We start from the raw sequence: 21,392 nt of genomic DNA, 5'->3' as shown, positions 1-21,392 counted from the left end.
TGCTTTTTCGCTTTTTATTTTAAAATGATTTAATTTTTTCGGTATTGATCTGTTTTTTTTACTATTTTGTGAACAATCAAGGTAGAATCCAAACGCAATCAGTGGTAAAATATCCTTGGAAGCGTTTTTATTACATAATTTTGGGCACAGCGTTCAAAAGTTATTTCAAGATAGTGAATTGATCACTTGATTATCTAGGTTGGGGGTAATATTCAAATGTTTCAAAATAATATGAAACAAAGAATGAATTGGGAAGATTTTTACGGACCGAACCTCGGCTACGCACTGGAGCTGTACGACCAATATGCTGAAGATCCAGACAGCATTGATCCGGATCTGAAAGACATGTTTGACGAACTCGGCGCTCCGCCAAGCCAAATAAAAGAGGCATCGGGAACAAAGGAACAGGGACGCGTCACCGCAGATCTGATTCAAAAGATCGCAGCAGCAGTTAAACTTGCAGAAGATATTCGAACCTATGGCCATCTGAACGCTTCCGTCAATCCGCTCAGAAAGGATCCGAAAAAGAGCGAGCTCTTTCCGTTATCCGATTACGGGCTTACAGAAGAAGAAATGAAAGCAATACCCGCGTCTGTCATCTGTAAAGACGCACCTGCCAATATAACAAACGGCTTAGAAGCCATCCAGCATTTACGCAATACCTATAAAAGAACCATCTCCTTCGAGTTTGACCATGTGCATGATTTCGAAGAGCGCGCATGGATTACAAAAATGGTCGAATCCGGAGAACTGTTCCGGAAAAATTCACCGGAAAAACTGTCAGCCGTTTTAGAAAGACTGACGGAAGTAGAAGGATTTGAACAATTTTTACACCGGACATTCGTCGGTCAGAAGCGTTTCTCAATTGAGGGATTAGACGCGCTTGTGCCGGTTCTTGACGACATTATCGCCCAGTCTGTGAAAGCGGGCACAACCAATGTCAATATCGGGATGGCGCACAGAGGCCGTTTAAATGTGCTTGCGCATGTGCTCGGCAAACCGTATGAGATTATTTTCTCAGAATTCCAGCATGCGCCGAATAAAGACCTTGTGCCGTCTGAAGGATCGACCGGCATCAGCTACGGCTGGACGGGCGATGTAAAATACCACCTCGGTGCAGACAGACAGCTTCAGGATGCTGAAACCAAAAGTGCGCGGATTACGCTTGCAAATAACCCGAGCCACTTGGAATTCATCAATCCGATTGTGGAAGGAAGCACGCGGGCGGCACAGGAAACAAGAACGCAAAAGGGGTACCCGGTTCAAGACGAAACAAAATCGCTCGCCATTTTAATTCACGGTGACGCAGCGTTTCCGGGAGAAGGCATTGTCGCCGAGACGCTGAACTTAAGCTCTCTGAAAGGCTATCAGGTCGGCGGGGCCATTCATATCATCGCCAATAATATGATCGGCTTTACAACTGAAAGCGATGAATCACGATCCACGAAATATGCCAGTGATTTGGCGAAGGGCTATGAAATTCCGATCGTTCACGTCAACGCGGATGATCCGGAAGCATGCCTGTCAGCCGTTAAATTTGCGGTTGAATACCGGAAGCGGTTCAATAAAGATTTCTTAATCGATTTAATCGGGTACAGACGGTACGGCCACAATGAAATGGATGAGCCGTCAACGACACAGCCGATGCTGTATGACGCCGTCAGAAAACACCCGACTGTCAAGCGGATCTTTGCGGAAAAACTCGTAAGTGAAGGTCTGATCAGCGAGGAAAAAGCGCAAAACATCGAAACGGCAGTGACAAAACGAATTGAAGACGCCTATAAAAAGGTGCCCGCCAAAAAAGAAGACGCCGTACGGGAAATTGAATTGCCGGAACCGGTGTCCAACGGTTTTCCAGACGTTGACACAGCCATTGACTTTGATGTTCTCCGCAAGCTGAACGGCGAACTTATCAACTGGCCGGAATCTTTTAACGTGTTCGGCAAGCTGAAAAGAATCCTGGAAAGACGTGCAAAAGCGTTTGATGATGACCGTAAAGTTGAATGGTCATTGGCTGAATCGCTTGCGTTTGCTTCCATTTTGAAAGACGGCACGCCGATCCGGCTGACCGGACAGGATTCAGAGCGCGGAACGTTCGCTCAAAGAAACCTTGTGCTGCATGACAGCGAAACAGGAGAAGAATTTGTTGCCCTCCATCACTTAGACGACTGCGCTGCTTCATTTACGGTGCATAACAGCCCGCTCTCTGAAGGATCGGTTCTCGGCTTTGAATATGGATACAACGTGTATTCGCCTGAAACGCTTGTGATGTGGGAGGCGCAGTACGGGGACTTTGCTAATGCGGCTCAAGTCTATTTTGATCAATTCATATCTGCAGGACGGGCAAAATGGGGACAAAAATCAGGACTGGTCATGCTGCTGCCTCACGGTTACGAAGGGCAGGGCCCTGAACACTCCAGCGGCCGCGTCGAGCGGTTCCTGCAGCTGGCGGCGGAAAACAACTGGACGGTGGCCAACCTGACAAGTGCGGCTCAGTATTTCCACATTTTAAGAAGACAAGCGAAAATGCTGCTTCGTGAGGAAATCCGCCCGCTTGTGATCATGACGCCGAAGAGCCTGCTGCGCAACCCGAATACGGTATCTGAAGTGCAGGAACTGAGCGAAAGCCGATTCAAGCCTGTCTATGAGCAGTCCGGTCTTTCCCATGCTTACGAAAAAGTGACTCGCGTCGTATTATCAAGCGGAAAAGTGTCAATTGATATCAGCGATCACTTCAACAAAATGGAAGGCGATAAGGATTGGCTTCATATTGCCAGAATCGAACAGCTGTATCCGTTCCCGGCAAAAGATACGAAGGAGCTTTTCGCCAAACTGCCGAACCTGCAAGAGATCGTTTGGGTTCAGGAAGAGCCGCAGAACATGGGGGCATGGAGTTATATCAGCCCGTATCTGTCGGAAATCGCGCCAAAAGGAGTAAATGTCCAATACATCGGCCGAAGAAGACGATCCAGTCCCGCAGAAGGAGATCCGACAGTCCACAAAAAAGAACAGGAACGCATTGTATCTGATAGCTTGACTCGCAAAAACTAAGGGGGAAATGAAAAAATGGCGGAAATTAAGGTACCTGAATTAGCAGAATCAATCTCAGAAGGAACGATAGCCCAATGGTTAAAGCAGCCCGGTGATTATGTAGAACAGGGTGAGTACTTGCTTGAACTGGAGACGGACAAAGTAAATGTTGAATTGACAGCAGAAGAATCGGGTGTTCTAAAAGAGGTATTGAAAGATTCGGGTGATACCGTCCAAGTAGGAGAAATTATCGGTACCATTACAGAAGGCGCTGGCGAAAGTTCTGCACCCGCCCCTTCAGAAAGTGCTCCAGCCAATGAACAAACGAAAGAGGAAGCAAAAGCTGAACCTGCTGCACAAGAAGTCAGCCAGGAAGCACAATCAGAAGCGAAATCCAGAACGGTAGCGTCTCCGGCTGCACGCAAGCTGGCAAGGGAAAAAGGAATTGATCTATCACAAATTCCGACGGGGGACCCGCTCGGCCGCGTGCGCAAACAAGATGTGGAAGCTTATGAAAAACCGGCTTCAAAACCTGCGGCACAGCCGAAACAGCAGGCTCAAAAAACACAGCAAAGCTTTGACAAACCTGTCGAAGTGCAAAAAATGTCCCGCCGCAGACAGACGATCGCGAAACGATTGGTTGAAGTGCAGCAGACTTCTGCGATGCTGACTACATTTAACGAAGTTGACATGACGGCCGTTATGAATCTAAGAAAACGCCGCAAAGACCAATTCCTTGAGCAAAACGATGTAAAACTCGGTTTCATGTCGTTCTTTACAAAAGCCGTCGTGGCTGCATTGAAAAAATTCCCGCTCCTTAACGCTGAAATTCAAGGCGATGAGCTGATCGTGAAAAAATTCTATGACATCGGTATTGCTGTCGCGGCTGAAGAAGGGCTTGTCGTCCCAGTCGTGCGTGACGCTGACCGCCTGACGTTTGCCGGCATTGAAAGAGAGATCGGCGAACTTGCGAAGAAAGCGCGAAACAATAAATTAACATTAGGTGAGCTGCAAGGAGGCTCCTTCACGATCACAAACGGAGGTACATTCGGATCGCTTATGTCAACACCGATCCTAAACAGCCCTCAGGTTGGGATCTTAGGTATGCACAAAATTCAGCTGCGCCCAGTAGCGATTGATGCGGAGCGCTCTGAAAACCGTCCGATGATGTACATCGCTTTATCATACGATCACAGAATTGTAGATGGTAAAGAAGCGGTCGGATTCCTTGTCACCATTAAAAACCTGCTTGAAGATCCGGAACAGCTGTTGCTGGAAGGATAATTTGAGACAGACAAAAAGTACACTGCCCTTACAAGCAGTGTACTTTTTTTATTGAGAGAAGGGGAGAATTTATATGAAAAGCTGTCATCCGCTTGAGATCGAATTTGAATATAATGAAGAATTGCATTCTATCACTCCGGTTCTTCTGCAAGACGAACATGACACGATATTAATAGACTGCGGATATCCCGGTTTTACAAACCATCTTCAACATGCCGCTGCCCGGCATGGAATGTCGCTTCATTCATTGACAAAAATCATTGTAACGCATCACGACATAGACCATATCGGCTCACTCGCTGCATTATACCGTTTACATCCGGATGTCAGCGTGACAGTACATGAGCGTGAAGCGCCGTATATTGACGGCTCTAAAAAATCTTTACGGCTTGAGCAGGCTGAATCAACGTTTTGTTCATTGCCGGAGGATGCAAAGCCTTATGCAAAACAGTTCATCCGCTCGCTTCAATCAGTCGAATCGGCTCCAGTTCACCGGACAGTTACTGACGGCGAGCTGCTGCCTTGGTGCGGAGGCATTCGCGTTGTAGCCACGCCGGGTCATACACCCGGCCATATCAGTCTTTATCTGCCTGCCGAAAAAACTATGGTCACAGGTGATGCGGTCGTCATTGAAGACGGAAAGCTGAACCTTGCTAATCCCGGCTATACGTTACATATGGATGATGCGGTCCGTTCTGTGCAGCGGCTGCTCGATTACGATATCCGCCAATTGATTTGTTATCATGGAGGTTTATTTCAGGGGGATGTAAAAAAAGCGCTTTTGCGCCTGTTTCGTGATCTGCAGAATAAACAAGGATAGGAGCGGCAGCAGCCTATCCTATCCTTGTTCAGTTATGAAAACGGAATCTTTGCCGTTTCTTCTTCTTCTTCGGCGCTGTTTTTCTCTTTTTTCTTAGACCAGTAGGTGGCAAGAACAGACCCCGACAGATTGTGCCATATGCTGAAAATTGCGCTCGGCACGGCTGACAAAGGGGAGAAATGCGCTGTCGCAATCGCTGCGCCCAGTCCGGAGTTTTGCATTCCGACTTCGATCGCAATCGCTTTTTGTGAAGCATAATCCATTTTGAACAGCTTTGCAGTCAGGAATCCTAACAAATATCCGATTCCGTTATGTAAGATGACGACAGACACAATCAGCAGTCCTGATTGAAGCAGATGCTCACGATTTACGCTGACGACAGAGGATACAATCGCTACGATGCCGATTACCGACACGAGAGGAAGCGCGTGCACGGCTTGTCCGACCTGTTTTTTGAAGAACAGCTTCACAATCACCCCGAGAACGATCGGCAAAAGCACGGCTTGCATAATGGAAACAAACAGTGAGCCGAAAGAAACGGGGAGCCACTCTTTCGCAAACAGCATAATAAGTGCCGGCGTTACAATAGGAGCAAGCAATGTTGAGATCGTGGTGACCGCAACAGAAAGCGCCGTATTGCCTTTCGCCAAAAACGTCATGACGTTTGATGCCGTACCGCCCGGACAGCATCCGACCAGAATGACGCCCGCGGCGATTTCTGCGGGGAGGCGGAGCCCGATTGATAAACAGAAAGCCGTAAGCGGCATAATCGTAAACTGGGCAGCGACTCCGATTACGACATGCCAAGGCTTTCTGATTAATTCTTTAAAATCGTCTGCTTGAAGAGTAAGCCCCATCCCAAACATAATAATACCAAGGAAAATCGTCATATAAGAACTGATCCAAGAAAACAAATCAGGGCAGGCGAATCCTAAACCGCCAAAGACGATAACCCACAAGCCAAAGGTTTGGCCCGCAAACCCGCTTATTTTTTTCAGCCATTCCATAAACACAGCTCCTTTTACATTCAATCAATCAGTCAGAAAATATGACTGACTTTTCTGTATTCCATTATAAATAATGTTCTGAATAATTCAATATTAAATATAAGTTTTCAATAAAATTATTATGTAAACTAACATCTTCTTGACTATTCAGACATATATTCTTACAATTGATTTTTATACTGAAATGAATTGGGAGTGCTGAAGTGAAAGAAGCTAATCAATGGTCATCTAAGCTGGGATTTATTTTAGCTACGGCCGGCTCTGCAATCGGGCTCGGCGCAATATGGAAGTTCCCTTACGTAGCGGGAACCAGCGGAGGCGGCGCTTTTCTGCTTATTTTTATTTTATTTACTGTTTTAATCGGACTGCCGCTTTTGCTTGCTGAATTTATTATCGGCAGAAAAACACAAAAAAACGCCGTTGAATCCTATAAGGCGCTCGCGCCGGGGAAAAAGTGGCACTGGATCGGATATCTCGGAATCATTACGTGTTTTATTCTATTATCCTTCTACAGCGTAGTGGGGGGATGGATATTAATCTACATTATAAAAGGCTTTACAGGCGGCTTATCGCTTTCTTCGGGATTTGATACGTTATTTATCGATACCATTTCAAATCCTTATGCAGCCGTTTTCGGCCAGCTGCTGTTTATCGTGCTGACGATTTTAGTTGTGGCAAAAGGGGTGAGCAGCGGCATTGAAAAAGTGAGCCAGGTGTTGATGCCGGCTCTGTTTATTCTGTTTATTCTCTTAATGATCCGCTCCGTTACGCTGCATGATGCAGCAAAAGGATTAAAATTCTTTTTTATGCCTGATTTTGGCGCGATGGATGCCAATACTATTTTATATGCGATGGGACAATCATTTTTCTCGTTAAGCGTCGGAGTGTCCGTAATGGTTACATACAGCGCATATTTAGAAAAAGAAGAAAATATTGTTCAATCCGCCGTATCGGTGACGGTATTAAATGTCCTTGTTGCTGTGATGGCGGGAGTGGCGATTTTTCCGGCGGTGTTTGCATTCGGCCTCAAGCCGGATCAAGGCCCGCAGCTTTTATTTAACGTGCTGCCGACCGTCTTTAATCAAATGCCGTTGGGCATCGTGTTTTTACTCGCCTTTTTGCTGCTGTTTTTATTTGCGACGCTGACATCGGCTTTTTCAATGCTTGAAATTTTAGTTGCTGTTTTGTCAAAAGGCGATTCGGCAAAACGGAAGCGGTATGCATGGATCGGGGGACTTGCTATATTTATTGTCGGGGTCCCTTCGGCGCTGTCGTACGGAATCTTGAGTGATGTTTCTATTTTTCACCGCAGTATTTTTGACGCTGCGGATTTTCTGGTCAGCAATGTCTTAATGCCGCTGGGCGCGCTTTTAATTGCCGTTTTCGTACCGTTGAAAATCCCGAAACAGATGCTGTTTGACGAACTGAAAAGCGGTTCCGGTATAAAACGAAAATGGTTTGCAGTCTGGCTCCTATTAATCCGTTATGTGGCTCCTGTAGCCATTATTATCGTTTTTCTGCACGTCCTTGGTATTTTTTAAACCAAAAGAAGCAGGCCCCCGTTCAAGACGGGGGCTTTTTTAATAAAGCGGCCATATTACGCGGTGCGCTTGCTCGAACCGTTTCTCCGCCTCCCGCCAATCAACGACATTCCACCATTGATCCACGTAAGCCGCTCGGTCGTTTTTATATTGTAAGTAATAAGCGTGTTCCCACACATCCAGCGGAAGCAAAGGAATGACGTCCCACTGGCTGTAGAGCTGATGCTTCTCAGCGGCCAAAATCTCCAGCCGCCCGGCGCGCGGCGCCCAGACTAGGATAGCCCAGCCGACTCCTTCGACTTTTTTCGCCGCTTGAGAAAATTGCTCTTTAAAAGCGGAATAGCTTCCGAATGACGCATCAATCATTTGAAAGAGCGCCCCCGTCGGCCGTCTTTTTCCGTTTGGATTCATCGAAAACCAGAAAATACTGTGCAAATAATGGCCCGCGCCGTGAAACGCCAATTGCCGCTCCCAATGCGCCACTAAGTCGTACTGTTTCGTCTGTCTCGCTTTTTTGAGCTCCAGTTCTGCTTTATTCAGACCGTCAACATAGCTCTGATGGTGTTTTGTATGGTGAAGTTTCATAATCTCTCTTGAAATATACGGTTCCAGTGCGGAATAACTGTAAGGCAGTTTAGGGAGGACATGCTTGCCGATCGGCACATAAGCTCTGCGCTCATCCGGCTCTTCGGGTTCAGTAATGTCCCGGTAAAGTGCCGATGCCTGTTCGTACCATTCCGCCTCCGTAAATCCATCATCCTGAAGGGTGTGAAAAATCCGGTCGATTTGTGCCGCGAAGCGATCGAACCGACCTTGCTGAATAACTTGTTCCTTCAAGGTTTCACACCAATTCAGCATCTCGGTTTGATAAGCGTGCCGTTTCATTTTTCTTCCTCCTTTTCACTCATTTTCATAAAAGTGCTGAGCGCAAGCAAAGAAAACACATACGGGTAGCTGTGATACCTGATGTAAAACTGCTTCGGCAGGCCGATTCCGGTCGGATAGCTGAAAGCGGCTCCTTCGTAATGCCGGTTTTCAATAAGAAAAGATATGCCTTTTGTGACGGCTTGATGATGAGTTTTTTCGTATTGCAGCAAAGCTTCGGCCGCCCAAGCCGTCTGTACAAGCGTCCCGTAAGAAAGCGGAACATAGGTTTTCTCTTCTGCGCTTTTACAGGATTCCCCCCAGCTTCCGTCCTCGTTTTGAATGGACTTCAGCCAGCGGATCGCTTTTTTCACGGCCGGGTGGTTTTGGCTCACGCCGCAAGCCTTCATCCCTGTCAGCGCTGCCCATGTGCCGTAAATATAGCAGACACCCCATCTGCCGTACCACGATCCGTCCTCTTCTTGATGGCGGATCAGCCATTGGACGGCCTTTTCAATCTGAGGGTGATCAGAAGAAAGCCCCGCTTCTCCTAAACAGTGCAGCACCCGTCCGGTTAAGTCGCTTGTTGAGGGATCGATGGCAGCTTCCTCAGCCGATTCCAGCGGCAGCAGGCGGACCAGCGGATGATTGACATTTTTCTCAAAAGCAGAGAAGCCGCCGTCACTGTTTTGCATGGACAAAAGCCAGCTCAGTCCGCGTTCCCATGAGGCGGGATAAAGTTTTCGCGGAATGGCTTTGAGTACTGCGGCTGTGTCATCACAATCAGGATTATTTGTATTGATGTTTGAAAAACCCCATCCTCCCGGTTCAGCATGCGGGTTGTGAACGGCCCAATCAGCGACTTTCTTCTGCTGCCGTTCACGCAGAAACCGGGCGGCGCTGGTTATCATCTGATCGTTATCTGAGATGCCGCTTTTCATAAGCGCATAGTTGAGAAGCGCCGTATCCCAAACGGTCGACGTTGAATTTTCCAGGTACGGTATATTGCCGCAAGACGTGAGCAAAGCTTTCGTGCCGGCAAGTGCTTTTCTGAGAACGGGGGAGTGGCGCGATACACCGAGAGCGAGCAGGCCGTACACCATAAAAATAGTGGCGCTCGCATAGCTGTATAATGTGCCGTCTTCTTCAATCCGGTCAAGCATATACGTTTTGGCCGTACGCAGACCGAGCTGGTGAAAAGCGGCAGGAATCTGCAAAAGCCGCTTCCAGTGCGCGAAAAGAGAAGAGAGGTCTCTGTTCTCATCCTGATCGGAACGAAGCCATGTAAACGGATTTTTAGTCATATGCCGATCTAAATGCGCGAGAGACGAAACATTGGGATTTTTCAGCGAAAATCTTTTGTTAAGCGTCACGGCCATCGGTACAAAATGAATACGGGCGTATGTACTGAACTGGTAAAAATGCAGCGGGAAGGTTGGGGGAATGACTAAGAAAGATAATGGCAGATGCAGCGCGGGCCATGGATAAAGGCCGTTTGCCGCAAGCATCCACTTTGTCATAAAGTGTACGTTGCGCAAGCCGCCATTTGAGATGATAAAGCGTTCGGCCTGAATCATATGCGCCTCAGAACGGCTATATAAACCGGAAGCCAGCAAGCCGGCATAGCCCTGTACAGTAGCGGTCACATTTCCTTTCCGGTCATCAGGATAGTTGGCAAAAGTTCCGTCCGGGCGCTGTTTAGCGCGAATGCCTTCTGCAAGCTCAGCGATCAGTTCTTTATCATTGTCTCCAAGAGAAGTGAGAAGGAGGATCAGAAAGGCGTTTGTCAAAATCGGTCCTTCAAAACAAAATGACCATGAGCCGTCCGCATTTTGCGTTTCTCTTAATAGGGAGATGGTTTTCTTTTGGCGGCTTCTGACATTTTCATGAATTGTGCTCACACTCGCTCAACTCCTTCAGAAGCATATATATTCATATGTAAAAGGCGGCATGACAAAAGAAAGAAACTGCTGACAGGCAGCAGTTTCTTGTTTGATTTAATCTTCCAGATTGATCCAGACGCTTTTCACTTCTGTATAATTATTCAGCGCGTAAGAGCCCATTTCCCGCCCGAGGCCGGATTGCTTATAGCCGCCGAAAGGAGATGCCGCATCGAAAACATTGTAGCAGTTGACCCAAACGGTGCCGGCTTGGAGACGGTCAGCAATGTAATGGGCGTTTTTCACATTCTCAGTCCAAAGTCCGGCTGCAAGGCCGTATTCCGAGCGGTTCGCCCGCTCAATGACTTCATCTACCGTATCATACGGAATGGCGGCTAAAACAGGGCCGAAAATTTCTTCTTTTGCGATGGTCATGCTGTCATCCACATCCGCAAATACAGTCGGGGAGACAAAATACCCTTCTTCAAACGGGCAGCTGCCGCCCGCGACAGCTTTGGCTCCTTCCGCTTTTCCTTTTTCAATATATGAAAGCACGCGCTCATGCTGTTCCTGACTGACGAGCGGGCCGATTTGTGTATCTTGGTGAAGGCCGGCGCCTTGCTGAAGCGATTTCGCATATGAAACCATTTCGCTGACGACCTCATCATATTTGTCTTTGTGAATGAAGACACGGGAGCCTGCGCAGCATACCTGCCCCTGATTAAACATGACCCCGTTTAAAGCGCCGGGAATGGCTTTCTTCAAATTGGCGTCAGGCAAAATGATGTTAGGTGACTTTCCGCCAAGCTCCAGTGTCACGCGTTTAATTTTTTTTGCGGCTTTTTCCATGATTTTTTTGCCGATTTCTGTAGAACCGGTAAAAGCGAGTTTATCGACATCGTCATGGTTGGTCAGCGCTTCCCCGGCCGTCTCGCCGAACCCTGGGACAATATTGATGACGCCGTCAGGGAAGCCCGCCTGATCTATTAACTCCGCTAAATAGAGGGCGGTCAGCGGTGTCTGTTCCGCCGGTTTCAAAACGATTGTGCAGCCTGTGGCAAGGGCGGCGCCCATTTTCCACATCGCCATAAGGAGCGGGAAGTTCCAAGGGATGATCTGCCCCACGACGCCGACAGGCTCATGGCGGGTGTAATTAAAATATGAGCCGGCGACCGGAATCGTTTGTCCGGTTATCTTTGTAGACCACCCGGCATAATAACGCATATGCTCAATTGCGAGCGGGATATCCCCATTTGTTGTTTCATTAATCGGTTTTCCGTTATCAAGTGTTTCAAGCTGCGCGAGTTCCGTTTTGTGCTCTTCCATTAAATCGGCAAGCTTATACATCAGCCTGCTTCTGGAAGCGGCCGGCATAGTGCGCCATTCGCCGTGATCAAAGGCTTTGCGTGCCGCTTTCACTGCACTGTCAATGTCTTCTGACTGTGCCTCGTAAAGCGTCATCAGCGTTTCTCCGGTTGCCGGATTCGGTGTGACAAATGTTGATCCTGAAGTGCTCGGAACAAATTTTCCGTCAATATAAAGTTTCTTCGTACCCTGTAAAAATGTTTCCAGCCTTTTTGTGATCTGCATCGTTAAAGAACTCATTCGTAACAAACCTCCCGAAATTTTTTTATGGTCTGTTTTGAGCATCTTGATGTCCGCGCGAAGTAAGCGCATACAGTCATTTTATAATAACACCTCCGGTAAAATCAATCGATAACCGTTATTGCAATTCACAAGAAAAAACGGCTACAATAAGCTTATCGATTAAGAAAAGGAGTTTTATAAATGATTCATAATAATTGGCAGACAAAAGAAAGCGTCAAAAAGGTCAAATGCGTACATACAGATGCGAAAAAATACATTGTCAAAAATGTGCTGACGCCGGGTAAAGAGTATGAAGTCAAAAATGAAACAGAAGAATTCATTTTTGTTGTAGACAATACAAACAAAGTCGGAGGCTTCTACAAAGAGTATTTTGAAGAAGTTTAAAGCTGAATGAATTCATTTTGCCTGAGCCATACTAAAAAAGACTACATATAAAAGGTGGCTGCAAAATGAAAAAAACAGAGCAAGACAAACAAAATAAAACATCAGATCAGCTTCAGCAAGTGCAACCTGAAGAAGGCACCGACACGACGATGGAACAAATTTCAGATACCTATAAAGAAGGAACGATTGAAGATACGGATCGTTGATGTTTTGTTGAAACCGCGGCATTGGAGAAGCCGCGGTTTTTTATGGTGAAAATAAAAAACTGACTTTTCGAAAAAAATACCGTTTTCTTGAAACCTTTTCTTCTGTTGAACCGTATTACTTCATAACAGCGGCACCTTTCGCGAAGGGCTTTTTTGATGAACGTTCTAAAAATGTAATCTGTTCGTAATGGTTTAAATGCCGTCTATGTCGTATTCTTATATAGGGATAAAGAACTTATTTTTTTATGATTGTAATAAAACAATAGTATAGAAGCAGAAAGTGGGGTTCTTCATTGGGAATTTTTTCTGTCAGCAGATCAACCGACACAAAAAAGCTGGAGGCTTTGCTCGTTGAGGGAGAACGGATCGAAACGATTTATAAACTGCGGGTTGACCAAATATGCTTTACGAATAAACGAGTGATTTTCTTTGATAATAAAATGTTCTCCAAAAAGAAAGTGCGCGTATTTCTTCCATATAAAACAATTGAAAGCTTCGCCATTCAAGAAGCGGGGATGTTTGATCCCGATACCGGGCTTGTATTAATGACAAGGGGAAAAACTTTCGAATTGGAATTTGCAAAAGAAACGGACTTGACTGAGGTTCAAGCCATCTTAACAAAATACTTATGCAGTTAAATATCACATAAAAGCCATCCGAATGCATGCGGATGGCCTTTTTATTATATAATGCTTGTTTTTCCGGAGTTCGAATCAATGAGATCCGGATCAGCAATAGAACTGATGGGGATATAAATCGGCGCCAAATCACCATTTTCTTCACCGAATCCGTAGTTGATCTTATTGGATAAAAAATAATCGATTTGCTGATACGGGCCGATCGTAATGGAAGAACCCCGGTCGACTGCATTTACTTTAAAGCCTCCTACATTTACCAAAACCGGCGAAAACATCATAATGGGCCTCCTTTTCCGGCAGGGATTTTATCGCATGCAGACTCAAAGGTAGATGGAGAATCAATTTGATCCCGATCATCCACTTTGCCGTTCGTGCCGATGAAGCCGCTTGCATCTCCGAAGTTCTGTCCGTATCCCTGATTCTTTTTATCAGAATTCTGCCATTCCGCCAGTAAATTTTGTCCGACATTCACCGCTGAAGCATTTTCAAAGGAATTAATTTTCAACATGAAAATATTAATATTGATATATGGAGTTGGTTGAACCACAGGCAAACCTCCTTTAATACAGGTGTATGCCGGCTGTTATGACCGTATGCTTAGACAGGGGGCGATAAAAATGGATTTCGATAAGATGAAGCAGTGGATGGAAATGGCGCAAAACATGTCCGGCGGCGACTTTTGGAAAAACGTTTTTGATGATGAACAACTGAAATCATTTCAAAACGGCCATTCTCATTTTCCCTTTCAACAGGGAGATGGGCAAATGAGAAGAAATGAGGATGCTTTTCCTCTTATAGATATTGTGGAAACCCATGATGAGCTCCAATTTTTACTGTATCTGCCCGGCTACCGGAAACAAGATGTTCAGCTGCTGTCCTACGGAGAATATATCGTCGTAAAAGGCACGAGAAAATCCTTTTTTAATGAACAGGATTTTAAACAGAAGACCGGAAAATACGGCGATTTTGAAAAAAAACTCGACCTTCCGCATTCCGCTCAGGGAACGAAGGGAATGCAGGCGGTATTCAAAGACGGGATTTTATATATATCGATTGCTAAACATCTGGGGGATGCAAGCCAGATCATTATCGAAGGCTGATCTTGTTTGCTGTGCCATCTATCAGATCTGAATCATCGATACTCATGATAGGGATGACGACAACAGTGCAATCACCGTTTTGTTCACCGTACCCTTCATTTCTTTTATTGGCTGCTGTGTTTCTCACCATAACGGAAGAGCCGGTGTTAAAAGTTGCTCCGCCGCTGATTCCGTTCATTTTTATATACTCAAAGTTGATAACGGATGGAAAAAACATCATGATTCGCCTCCTTTTTGTATATCATGTTTATATATTCGCAATGCGAGACGCATAGAACTTTCCAAGAGTGACGGGGAAAGAAGTGATTTTCTTTGAAAAAAATAATGAAAGAGATTTTCAAAAAAGTGTGTGAAGAAGAATTAGACCGGCTTAAGAAAGTGGAACAACAGCTTGATGAGCTTCAGGATAAGTGTCATTTTGAGCCGCAAACGGTGGAAGGGGAAAAAACATATGTCCATATTGAGCACGTCAAAGTGGACAAGGTTGAGTACAATATTGATTTTGAAAAGCTGAGTATAGAAGAGCTGAGCGGTATGCTGAATATCGGCGCCACTTACCATACACCGGCGCACAGGCTCAAACAAGCCTGCGCTGAAGAATTTCGGGACAACCGGCAAAATGATGCTGCGAAAGAAAAAAGACAGACAAAGCAGCAGACACCCAATGTCACCATCAGGGGGAGAAAGCATTGACCCCGTTGTTTCAGCCTCCTTTTTCGAGGGTATGTATTAACAGATGCAGCGAAGAATACAGACGAAAAAGGAGATGATGAATATGTCATTATCAAAAGTACAGCAGGACAGCCTTTATCATAAATTAATCGATTTAAAGGAAAGTCTTCAGGGAGAATCAAAAGAAAATCATTCAATGAGTGAAGACACAGGAGAACTGTCGAACGGAGTAGATAATCACTTAGCTGATCACGGAAGCATTTATTTGGACAGGGTCACGAATCAGACGCTGGACGGTGTCGATCAGAATCTTTTAGATGAGGTGAACGCCGCGCTTAAACGAATGGAAAAAGGAACATACGGGATTTGCGAGAAAACGGGAAAAGAAATTCCTTATGAAAGACTTGAAGCCGTGCCGTACGCCAGAATGACCGTCGAAGCGCAGCGAGAAACAGAAGGGGATGTGAAAACAGACGCTCCGTCATATGAAAGGGAATTTCACGAGCAGGTGAAAGACCTCTCAAATAAAGAAACCGTTGATCAAAAAAGCTCACAAACATACGAAATCCTGGATCGTGAGCAGGATTCACAATAATAGCAGCAGGTACATTCATATGTACCTGTTTTTTTATTCCATAAAAAATCTCAAAATCGAAATAAAATCATTGACTTTATATAAAAAAGAAAGTAACATACTATTTGTAAGTAAATATTAAAAGATTACCGGGAGGAATTTAGAATGTCTCAAGTATTATTTGTGAAATCAAGTGACCGTACGGCTGAAGAAGGCGTATCCGTAAAATTATACGAAGCGTTTCTGGCTGCTTATAAAGAAAACAATCCGAATGATGAAGTGATCGAACTTGATCTTCATAAAGAAAACCTTCCTTACCTCGGAAGAGATATGATTAACGGAACATTCAAAGCTTCAAAAGGAATTGAAATGACAGACGAAGAGAAAAAACAAGCGTCAACTGCTGACATTTACTTAAATCAATTTGTCAAAGCTGACAAAGTCGTGTTTGCATTCCCGCTTTGGAACTTCACAGTGCCTGCTGTGCTTCATACTTATGTTGATTACCTGTCTCGTGCAGGAGTTACTTTCACATACACGCCTGAAGGCCCTAAAGGTCTGATGGGAGATAAAAAAGTAGCGCTCTTAAACGCACGCGGCGGCGTATATTCTGAAGGACCGATGGCATCTCTTGAAATGTCATTAAACTTCATGAAAACCGTTCTCGGTTTCTGGGGTGTCCAAGATCTTCACACTGTTGTCGTTGAAGGCCATAATGCTGCACCGGATAACGCTCAAGCGATCATTGAAAAAGGACTGCAAGAAGCGAAAGATCTGGCTGCAAAATTCTAATTTTCATTAACTCTTGCGCCCATACAGGGTGTGAGAGTTTTTTCTATTATAGAAGAAACTGGCGGCAGCTTTCGATCTGATCTTATATTGATATATTGATATTTTGTCGAAAAAACAATTTTTATGTAGAATAAAGCATTTTTCACAAAGAAAAAAGGTTTTCTGTAAAAGAATTAACCCTCTTGCCAAAATACGACTGATGGTGTAGGATATAAGAGAAGCTACATTGTTCGTATTGTTAATTAAGTTTTAACCTTTAAGCTGTAATAGGGAGTTTTATATCGAAGCCGGAATGTCATGCCTCCATTGCAGAGGACGACAGGAAAGCTTCTGCAAACACCCACTTTGAGGAGTGGTGGTTTAAAACTTTCTTACTTGCGTACGGCATACGTAGCGAAAGCCATTTCCCTTGCGGAGATGGCTTTTTATTTTGAATTGCCATTGAGCAGCGTACTTTATCAGTATGATAAAATGAAAGAATCAAAGACAAAGTGAGGTTTTACAACATATGCTGGAGAAAGCCCAATCCCTTCTGGCGCATTATTTTGGCTACGACAGTCTTCGCGCGGGCCAAAAGCAGGCGATACAATCAGTTGCAGAGAAAAGAAAAAACACGGTCTGCATTATGCCGACAGGGGGCGGAAAATCAATCTGCTATCAGATTCCCGCACTGCTGTTTGAAGGAACCACAATCGTTATTTCCCCTCTTATTTCCTTAATGAAAGATCAAGTCGACGCGCTTGAAGAAGCGGGTATCGCGGCAGCTTATATTAACAGCACCCAGACAAGCCGTGACATTCATGAGCGCCTGACCGGTTTGAAACAAGGGGCTTACCGGCTCTTTTACATCACACCGGAGCGTTTGACTTCTTCTGAATTCATTCACATCCTGCAGAATATTACGGTTCCTCTTGTCGCCATTGACGAAGCTCACTGTATATCGCAATGGGGACATGATTTCAGGCCGAGTTACCGGAATATCGAAATCCTTTTTAATGAATTAAAAGAACCGCCCGTCATCATCGCATTAACGGCGACGGCTACGCCTGAGGTTCATGATGACATCTGCAAACAGCTTCATATTAAGAAAGAACAAACTGTATATACCGGTTTTGCCAGAGAGAATTTAACGTTTAAAGTAGTAAAGGGCGAAAACAAAGACCGGTTTATCGAGCGGTACCTGGAAAAAAATAAACACGAAGCCGGCATTATATATACAGCGACAAGAAAAGAAACCGACCGTTTATATGATAAATTAAAACGCAGCGGCATCAATGCCGGCCGTTATCACGGCGGATTGGCGGATGATGACAGAAAAGACCAGCAGGAGCGGTTTCTTAACGATCAGATACAAGTGATGGTAGCTACGTCCGCTTTCGGAATGGGAATCGATAAGAGCAACATCAGATTCGTTTTGCACGCGCAGATTCCGAAAGATATGGAGAGCTATTACCAAGAAGCCGGACGGGCCGGGCGCGATGGTCTTAACAGCGAGTGTGTGCTCTTGTTTTCGCCGCAGGATATTATGGTGCAGCGTTTTTTAATAGACCAATCGGCCGCCGGAGAAGAAAAACAAAAGCAGGATCTCAAAAAACTGAGACAGATGGTGGATTACTGTCATACGGAAGATTGCCTGCAGCGGTTTATTCTGAAGTATTTCGGCGAGAATGAGGCGGAAGCTTGCGGAGCATGCGGCAATTGCACTGATACAAGGACCGCCCATGACGTCACAAAAGAAGCGCAGATGGTATTGTCATGCATCATCAGAATGAATGAGCGCTTCGGAAAAACGATGGTGGCGCAGGTGCTTAGCGGGTCAAAAAATAAAAAAGTGCTGGAAAACGGCTTCAGCAGCCTGTCCACTTACGGCATTATGAAGCATCAATCCGCAGCGGAAATCAGTGATTTTATCGAATTCCTTATTTCAGATGAATATATCAGAATGGCGGACGGCACATTTCCGACGCTTATGGTCACCCAAAAAGGCAGGGATGTTTTGCTTGGAAAAAGCGCAGTCGCGAGAAAAGAAGCCTTACAGGCCGCCGCCGTTACCGAAAATGATGAATTATTTGAGCTTCTCCGGCGTCTCCGCAAAGAGATTGCAGCTGAACAGGGCGTGCCTCCATTTGTCGTGTTCTCAGATCAGACGTTAAAAGAAATGTCGGCGAAACTTCCGAAAACAGATCAGGATCTTCTTTCCGTAAAAGGGGTCGGGGAACAAAAAAGATTGAAATACGGAGCGGTTTTTTTAGAAGAAATCCGAAATTATGTAAGAGAAACAGAGTGAAAAAAAGTTTTTTTAGAAATTTGCACATTGTGTTTTTCATTCGCGCCGGAAAAATCAGAAGCTTGAAAACCCTTGCTGTATCAAGGTTTCAGCAAGACTTACCAAGCGAGAGAAATGTTTCATGTAAAGGAACTGTAATCTAATTCAAATCGTTTTGTTATTGAACTGACATTTTCATATGTTACGATATCACCTGTTAGCCGCCAATAAAAAGCTAACAAGGGAGGATTTACTTATGAAGAAGACGATTATGTCCTTTGTCGCAGTTGCAGCAATTTCAACAACTGCATTTGGAGCTCACGCTTCTGCTAAAGAAATCACGGTGCAAAAGGGTGACACGCTCTGGGGGATCTCGCAAAAAAACGGAGTGAACCTAAAGGACTTAAAAGAATGGAATCAGTTATCTTCTGATTTAATCATTGAAGGAGAGAAACTGACTATTTCTTCAGTAGAAACAACCACATCTGGGCAGTACACAGTGAAGCAGGGCGACAGCCTCTGGAAAATTGCTCAGAAATTCGGAACATCAGTCGGCAATCTGAAAAGCTTGAATAACTTGCAATCAGATATAATTTACGCAGGCACAACGTTAAATGTGAAAGGTCAGGCTCAGGCTGCACAGCCGGCTCAAGAAGCCAGCCATCCGCAAACTGAACAAAAACCAGCTGCCGAGACAGAACAGCCGAAACAAGAAGCTGTCAAAAACGAGCAGCCTAAACAAGAACCTGTTCAAGAACAACAACCTAAACAAGAAGCGAAGGCTGTCGAAGCAAAACAGCAGCCTGTTCAATCAAATACAAACCAACAAGAGCCTAAAAAGCAGCTGACAATGACTGCAACTGCTTACTCTGCTAACGACGGCGGCATTTCCGGTGTAACGGCAACCGGTGTTGACTTAAACAAAAACCCTGATGCAAAAGTCATCGCGGTAGACCCTAGTGTCATTCCGCTTGGCTCTAAGGTTTATGTTGAAGGTTACGGAGTGGCAACAGCAGCAGATACAGGCGGCGCAATTAAAGGAAATAAAATTGACGTATTTGTTGCAAAGAAAAGTGACGCTAACAACTGGGGCGTCAGAACAGTAAATGTTAAAGTATTAGACTAGTTTCATATAGAGATGAAGAACACAAGGCGAAATGCTTTGTGTTCTTTTTTTCTTCCCTTTTTTGACTGTATATAATCGTTATATGCGGAAAAAGAAAAAGCGTTTCTCTAATATAATAAGGAATGGATGTGAAAACGGAATCTGAAGGGGTGTATGAAACTGATGGAGCCGGAATTTATATGTTTATGGAATGCCTTCACAGAATCACCGGTGTTTCAAGCAGGTATATGCACTGCTTTCGCCATTGTGCTCGTTATCGGACTGTCTATGCCTGCTGTCAGGCTGTTTCAGGCGCTTGACAGAGGGAGAGGAAGGCCAGCCGTTATTGAAAAGGTGAGACGTACTGGCGTGATGAAGAATGGCAGGCACGAGCTTGTGCTTATTTTAAACGTAAAAAACCAAGACGGAACGCATGATAAACGTGAACTGACACACGCCGTATATAATGAAGAGATCAGCCATTTTTATGAAGGAGCTTCCGTATGGGTAACGGCAGCGGCTGGCGGACAAATTATGATCGCTTTGCGCACGCCGCGGCATAAGGCGTCAAAATAAAAAGACGGGGCGGTTTTCCCGTCTTTATGTATTAATGCCGATCGATCCATATCCGTCCGCCTTCTGAGCCGGCTTCTATCCTGCATGTTCCTCCGATCGGGAATGTCATCAAAGGGGAGGTGTGGCCGAAATCAGCATTTGCGATAACAGGCATGGATGACAGTTCTTCTTTTGTACGGATGACGGCACGCAGAGCCTCCTCAGACACATTTGAAGCATGCTGGAAACGTCCGATGACAATTCCCTTCACGGCTGAAAAAGCGGGAAGATGGATGAGTGACTGCAAATCCCGGTCAAACATATGAATGTCCGACATATGATCATCTTCTATAAACAGAATCACTTGTTCCATCTCCGGAAAGTATTCGGTGCCCTGCAGAAGATTCAGCGTGCATAGATTTCCTCCGATCAGTGTTCCTTCCGCATATCCGGGTTGAATAACGAGCGGTCCCGGATTCCGATAAAAACGTCTGTCCTCCTGGTTCAAATACCATTTATCATCACTCCACTCGGATGAAGGCTTTACCTCATACGGGCTGTCAGAAGCACAGCAGGCCAAGAAAGAGTTAATGGTATAGTCCAGCCCTTTTTTCATGGCAAATGAAGAAAAATGGGGACCGGAATATGTAATAAGGCCGGTTTTTTGATATATGGCATGGCCGAGAGCGGTAATATCTGAATAGCCGCAAAGGATTTTCGGATGCCGCTTGATGTTTTCATAATCAAGATAGCGGAGCAGCTGATTTGATTGGAACCCGCCGAGTGTCGTCAAAATCGCTTTGATGTCAGGGTCAGCGAAAGCCTCGTGCAGATCCCGTACACGCGATTCAATGGATGATGAATCAAATTCATTTATTTCTTTCGCATTCTCTGAAAAAGAGACACAAAAGCCCAGCTCCTCCAATTTTGTCTTCGCGGCATTTATATTTTCATCTGACATAACGGACATGCTTGTGGCCGGAGACACAATACGAATGCCGTCACCTTTTTTCAATTTTTCCGGATACAAAAAAAACCCTCCTTAAATGGTTTAATCTATTACACC

General features: G+C 45.2%; 22 protein-coding genes and 1 other RNA gene. 15 read left to right on the top strand and 8 right to left on the bottom strand.

From position 1 onward, the window contains the following. Positions 1-216: 216 nt before the first annotated feature. From sucA to ACKTRM_RS09705, 3 genes are all read left to right on the top strand, one after another. Positions 217-3,051 carry a 2-oxoglutarate dehydrogenase E1 component gene (gene sucA / locus ACKTRM_RS09715; RefSeq protein WP_012117750.1) on the top strand — a complete coding sequence of 945 codons (2,835 nt, stop codon included), beginning with the start codon at positions 217-219 and terminating at the stop codon, positions 3,049-3,051. Positions 3,052-3,066: 15 nt separating this feature from the next. Continuing rightward, positions 3,067-4,314, top strand: coding sequence for a 2-oxoglutarate dehydrogenase complex dihydrolipoyllysine-residue succinyltransferase (gene odhB / locus ACKTRM_RS09710; protein ID WP_003153764.1), 1,248 nt, complete (start codon positions 3,067-3,069; stop codon positions 4,312-4,314). A 73-nt stretch (positions 4,315-4,387) separates the two neighbouring features. Next, positions 4,388-5,134: an MBL fold metallo-hydrolase gene (locus ACKTRM_RS09705; protein ID WP_012117749.1), complete on the top strand. Its 747-nt coding sequence runs from the start codon at positions 4,388-4,390 to the stop codon at positions 5,132-5,134. A 32-nt stretch (positions 5,135-5,166) separates the two neighbouring features. Here the strand turns inward: ACKTRM_RS09705 and ACKTRM_RS09700 are convergent, their stop codons facing one another. After that, positions 5,167-6,141 (bottom strand): bile acid:sodium symporter family transporter, encoded by a 975-nt coding sequence (locus ACKTRM_RS09700; protein ID WP_012117748.1) that lies wholly within the window; start codon positions 6,139-6,141, stop codon positions 5,167-5,169. A gap of 203 nt (positions 6,142-6,344) precedes the next feature. On the opposite strand from ACKTRM_RS09700, the gene ACKTRM_RS09695 reads away from it, so the two are divergent. Then, the gene (locus ACKTRM_RS09695; protein WP_012117747.1) at positions 6,345-7,682 is read left to right on the top strand and encodes a sodium-dependent transporter; all 1,338 of its coding nucleotides are present in this window, start codon (positions 6,345-6,347) and stop codon (positions 7,680-7,682) included. 39 nt (positions 7,683-7,721) lie between these two features. Here ACKTRM_RS09695 and ACKTRM_RS09690 read toward each other — a convergent pair whose 3' ends face one another. The 3 genes from ACKTRM_RS09690 to ACKTRM_RS09680 all read right to left on the bottom strand — a co-directional run bounded on the left by ACKTRM_RS09690 (position 7,722) and on the right by ACKTRM_RS09680 (position 12,031). Further along, on the bottom strand, positions 7,722-8,567 hold the full coding sequence (locus ACKTRM_RS09690; RefSeq protein ID WP_012117746.1) for a superoxide dismutase: 846 nt from the start codon (positions 8,565-8,567) through the stop codon (positions 7,722-7,724). Further along, the gene (locus ACKTRM_RS09685) at positions 8,564-10,447 is read right to left on the bottom strand and encodes a terpene cyclase/mutase family protein (protein WP_012117745.1); all 1,884 of its coding nucleotides are present in this window, start codon (positions 10,445-10,447) and stop codon (positions 8,564-8,566) included. The genes ACKTRM_RS09690 and ACKTRM_RS09685 overlap by 4 nt, the downstream gene beginning before the upstream one ends. Positions 10,448-10,543: 96 nt before the next feature. Beyond that, entirely contained in the window at positions 10,544-12,031 is a 1,488-nt protein-coding gene (locus ACKTRM_RS09680) for an aldehyde dehydrogenase family protein (RefSeq protein ID WP_012117744.1), read from the bottom strand. Between the two features lie 183 nt (positions 12,032-12,214). Between ACKTRM_RS09680 and ACKTRM_RS09675 the strand changes: the two genes are divergently transcribed. The 3 genes from ACKTRM_RS09675 to ACKTRM_RS09665 all read left to right on the top strand — a co-directional run bounded on the left by ACKTRM_RS09675 (position 12,215) and on the right by ACKTRM_RS09665 (position 13,262). After that, positions 12,215-12,418 (top strand): DUF6501 family protein, encoded by a 204-nt coding sequence (locus tag ACKTRM_RS09675; RefSeq protein WP_007407979.1) that lies wholly within the window; start codon positions 12,215-12,217, stop codon positions 12,416-12,418. A gap of 65 nt (positions 12,419-12,483) precedes the next feature. Next, on the top strand, positions 12,484-12,624 hold the full coding sequence (locus ACKTRM_RS09670; protein WP_003153781.1) for a DUF4025 domain-containing protein: 141 nt from the start codon (positions 12,484-12,486) through the stop codon (positions 12,622-12,624). Positions 12,625-12,917: 293 nt separating this feature from the next. Beyond that, a complete protein-coding gene (locus tag ACKTRM_RS09665; RefSeq protein ID WP_003153783.1) occupies positions 12,918-13,262 on the top strand; it encodes a PH domain-containing protein in 345 nt (114 codons plus the stop codon). 44 nt (positions 13,263-13,306) lie between these two features. On the opposite strand, the gene ACKTRM_RS09660 is transcribed toward ACKTRM_RS09665, so the two are convergent. Beyond that, positions 13,307-13,540 (bottom strand): hypothetical protein, encoded by a 234-nt coding sequence (locus ACKTRM_RS09660; protein WP_003153785.1) that lies wholly within the window; start codon positions 13,538-13,540, stop codon positions 13,307-13,309. Then, positions 13,537-13,809 (bottom strand): hypothetical protein, encoded by a 273-nt coding sequence (locus ACKTRM_RS09655; RefSeq protein WP_003153786.1) that lies wholly within the window; start codon positions 13,807-13,809, stop codon positions 13,537-13,539. The genes ACKTRM_RS09660 and ACKTRM_RS09655 overlap by 4 nt, the downstream gene beginning before the upstream one ends. Before the next feature lie 70 nt (positions 13,810-13,879). Between ACKTRM_RS09655 and ACKTRM_RS09650 the strand changes: the two genes are divergently transcribed. Beyond that, positions 13,880-14,362: an Hsp20/alpha crystallin family protein gene (locus ACKTRM_RS09650; RefSeq protein ID WP_003153787.1), complete on the top strand. Its 483-nt coding sequence runs from the start codon at positions 13,880-13,882 to the stop codon at positions 14,360-14,362. Here the strand turns inward: ACKTRM_RS09650 and ACKTRM_RS09645 are convergent. Next, complete coding sequence (locus tag ACKTRM_RS09645) at positions 14,349-14,582, bottom strand: hypothetical protein (RefSeq protein WP_012117743.1); 234 nt, start codon at positions 14,580-14,582, stop codon at positions 14,349-14,351. The two genes, ACKTRM_RS09650 and ACKTRM_RS09645, sit on opposite strands and share 14 nt — an antisense overlap. Before the next feature lie 92 nt (positions 14,583-14,674). Here ACKTRM_RS09645 and gerPC point away from each other — a divergent pair, with 92 nt between their 5' ends. The 7 genes from gerPC to ACKTRM_RS09610 all read left to right on the top strand — a co-directional run bounded on the left by gerPC (position 14,675) and on the right by ACKTRM_RS09610 (position 20,347). Then, on the top strand, positions 14,675-15,055 hold the full coding sequence (gene gerPC / locus ACKTRM_RS09640; RefSeq protein ID WP_007611958.1) for a spore germination protein GerPC: 381 nt from the start codon (positions 14,675-14,677) through the stop codon (positions 15,053-15,055). An 82-nt stretch (positions 15,056-15,137) separates the two neighbouring features. Next, positions 15,138-15,629 (top strand): TraR/DksA family transcriptional regulator, encoded by a 492-nt coding sequence (locus ACKTRM_RS09635; protein ID WP_023356956.1) that lies wholly within the window; start codon positions 15,138-15,140, stop codon positions 15,627-15,629. Between the two features lie 144 nt (positions 15,630-15,773). Next, complete coding sequence (locus ACKTRM_RS09630) at positions 15,774-16,400, top strand: FMN-dependent NADH-azoreductase (RefSeq protein ID WP_003153791.1); 627 nt, start codon at positions 15,774-15,776, stop codon at positions 16,398-16,400. Between the two features lie 215 nt (positions 16,401-16,615). Beyond that, positions 16,616-16,801, top strand: a non-coding RNA gene (gene ssrS / locus ACKTRM_RS09625) — 6S RNA. Between the two features lie 107 nt (positions 16,802-16,908). Next, the gene (gene recQ / locus ACKTRM_RS09620; protein ID WP_012117741.1) at positions 16,909-18,687 is read left to right on the top strand and encodes a DNA helicase RecQ; all 1,779 of its coding nucleotides are present in this window, start codon (positions 16,909-16,911) and stop codon (positions 18,685-18,687) included. A gap of 235 nt (positions 18,688-18,922) precedes the next feature. Then, positions 18,923-19,792: a 3D domain-containing protein gene (locus tag ACKTRM_RS09615; protein ID WP_012117740.1), complete on the top strand. Its 870-nt coding sequence runs from the start codon at positions 18,923-18,925 to the stop codon at positions 19,790-19,792. Between the two features lie 162 nt (positions 19,793-19,954). Further along, on the top strand, positions 19,955-20,347 hold the full coding sequence (locus tag ACKTRM_RS09610; RefSeq protein ID WP_012117739.1) for a hypothetical protein: 393 nt from the start codon (positions 19,955-19,957) through the stop codon (positions 20,345-20,347). Positions 20,348-20,378: 31 nt separating this feature from the next. Here ACKTRM_RS09610 and ACKTRM_RS09605 read toward each other — a convergent pair whose 3' ends face one another. Continuing rightward, positions 20,379-21,356: a S66 family peptidase gene (locus ACKTRM_RS09605; protein WP_012117738.1), complete on the bottom strand. Its 978-nt coding sequence runs from the start codon at positions 21,354-21,356 to the stop codon at positions 20,379-20,381. Positions 21,357-21,392: the final 36 nt, after the last annotated feature.

This window comes from Bacillus sp. D7-8 (assembly GCF_052055895.1).
GTDB lineage: Bacteria > Bacillota > Bacilli > Bacillales > Bacillaceae > Bacillus > Bacillus velezensis.
Note: the sequence above shows the minus strand (reverse complement) of the source record. Positions and strands in the feature narration are given on the sequence as shown.

Excerpts from the sequence above, each read along its gene's own strand:
- ACKTRM_RS09680 (WP_012117744.1), bottom strand. The coding sequence starts at position 12,031 with ATGAGTTCTTTAACGATGCAGATCACAAAAAGGCTGGAAACATTTTTA.
- ACKTRM_RS09690 (WP_012117746.1), bottom strand. The coding sequence starts at position 8,567 with ATGAAACGGCACGCTTATCAAACCGAGATGCTGAATTGGTGTGAAACC.
- ACKTRM_RS09630 (WP_003153791.1), top strand. The coding sequence starts at position 15,774 with ATGTCTCAAGTATTATTTGTGAAATCAAGTGACCGTACGGCTGAAGAA.
- recQ (WP_012117741.1), top strand. The coding sequence starts at position 16,909 with ATGCTGGAGAAAGCCCAATCCCTTCTGGCGCATTATTTTGGCTACGAC.
- ACKTRM_RS09675 (WP_007407979.1), top strand. The coding sequence starts at position 12,215 with ATGATTCATAATAATTGGCAGACAAAAGAAAGCGTCAAAAAGGTCAAA.
- ACKTRM_RS09610 (WP_012117739.1), top strand. The coding sequence starts at position 19,955 with ATGGAGCCGGAATTTATATGTTTATGGAATGCCTTCACAGAATCACCG.
- ACKTRM_RS09645 (WP_012117743.1), bottom strand. The coding sequence starts at position 14,582 with ATGATGTTTTTTCCATCCGTTATCAACTTTGAGTATATAAAAATGAAC.
- ACKTRM_RS09700 (WP_012117748.1), bottom strand. The coding sequence starts at position 6,141 with ATGGAATGGCTGAAAAAAATAAGCGGGTTTGCGGGCCAAACCTTTGGC.
- ACKTRM_RS09670 (WP_003153781.1), top strand. The coding sequence starts at position 12,484 with ATGAAAAAAACAGAGCAAGACAAACAAAATAAAACATCAGATCAGCTT.
- ACKTRM_RS09660 (WP_003153785.1), bottom strand. The coding sequence starts at position 13,540 with ATGATGTTTTCGCCGGTTTTGGTAAATGTAGGAGGCTTTAAAGTAAAT.
- ACKTRM_RS09635 (WP_023356956.1), top strand. The coding sequence starts at position 15,138 with ATGTCATTATCAAAAGTACAGCAGGACAGCCTTTATCATAAATTAATC.
- ACKTRM_RS09705 (WP_012117749.1), top strand. The coding sequence starts at position 4,388 with ATGAAAAGCTGTCATCCGCTTGAGATCGAATTTGAATATAATGAAGAA.
- odhB (WP_003153764.1), top strand. The coding sequence starts at position 3,067 with ATGGCGGAAATTAAGGTACCTGAATTAGCAGAATCAATCTCAGAAGGA.
- sucA (WP_012117750.1), top strand. The coding sequence starts at position 217 with ATGTTTCAAAATAATATGAAACAAAGAATGAATTGGGAAGATTTTTAC.
- ACKTRM_RS09615 (WP_012117740.1), top strand. The coding sequence starts at position 18,923 with ATGAAGAAGACGATTATGTCCTTTGTCGCAGTTGCAGCAATTTCAACA.
- ACKTRM_RS09650 (WP_003153787.1), top strand. The coding sequence starts at position 13,880 with ATGGATTTCGATAAGATGAAGCAGTGGATGGAAATGGCGCAAAACATG.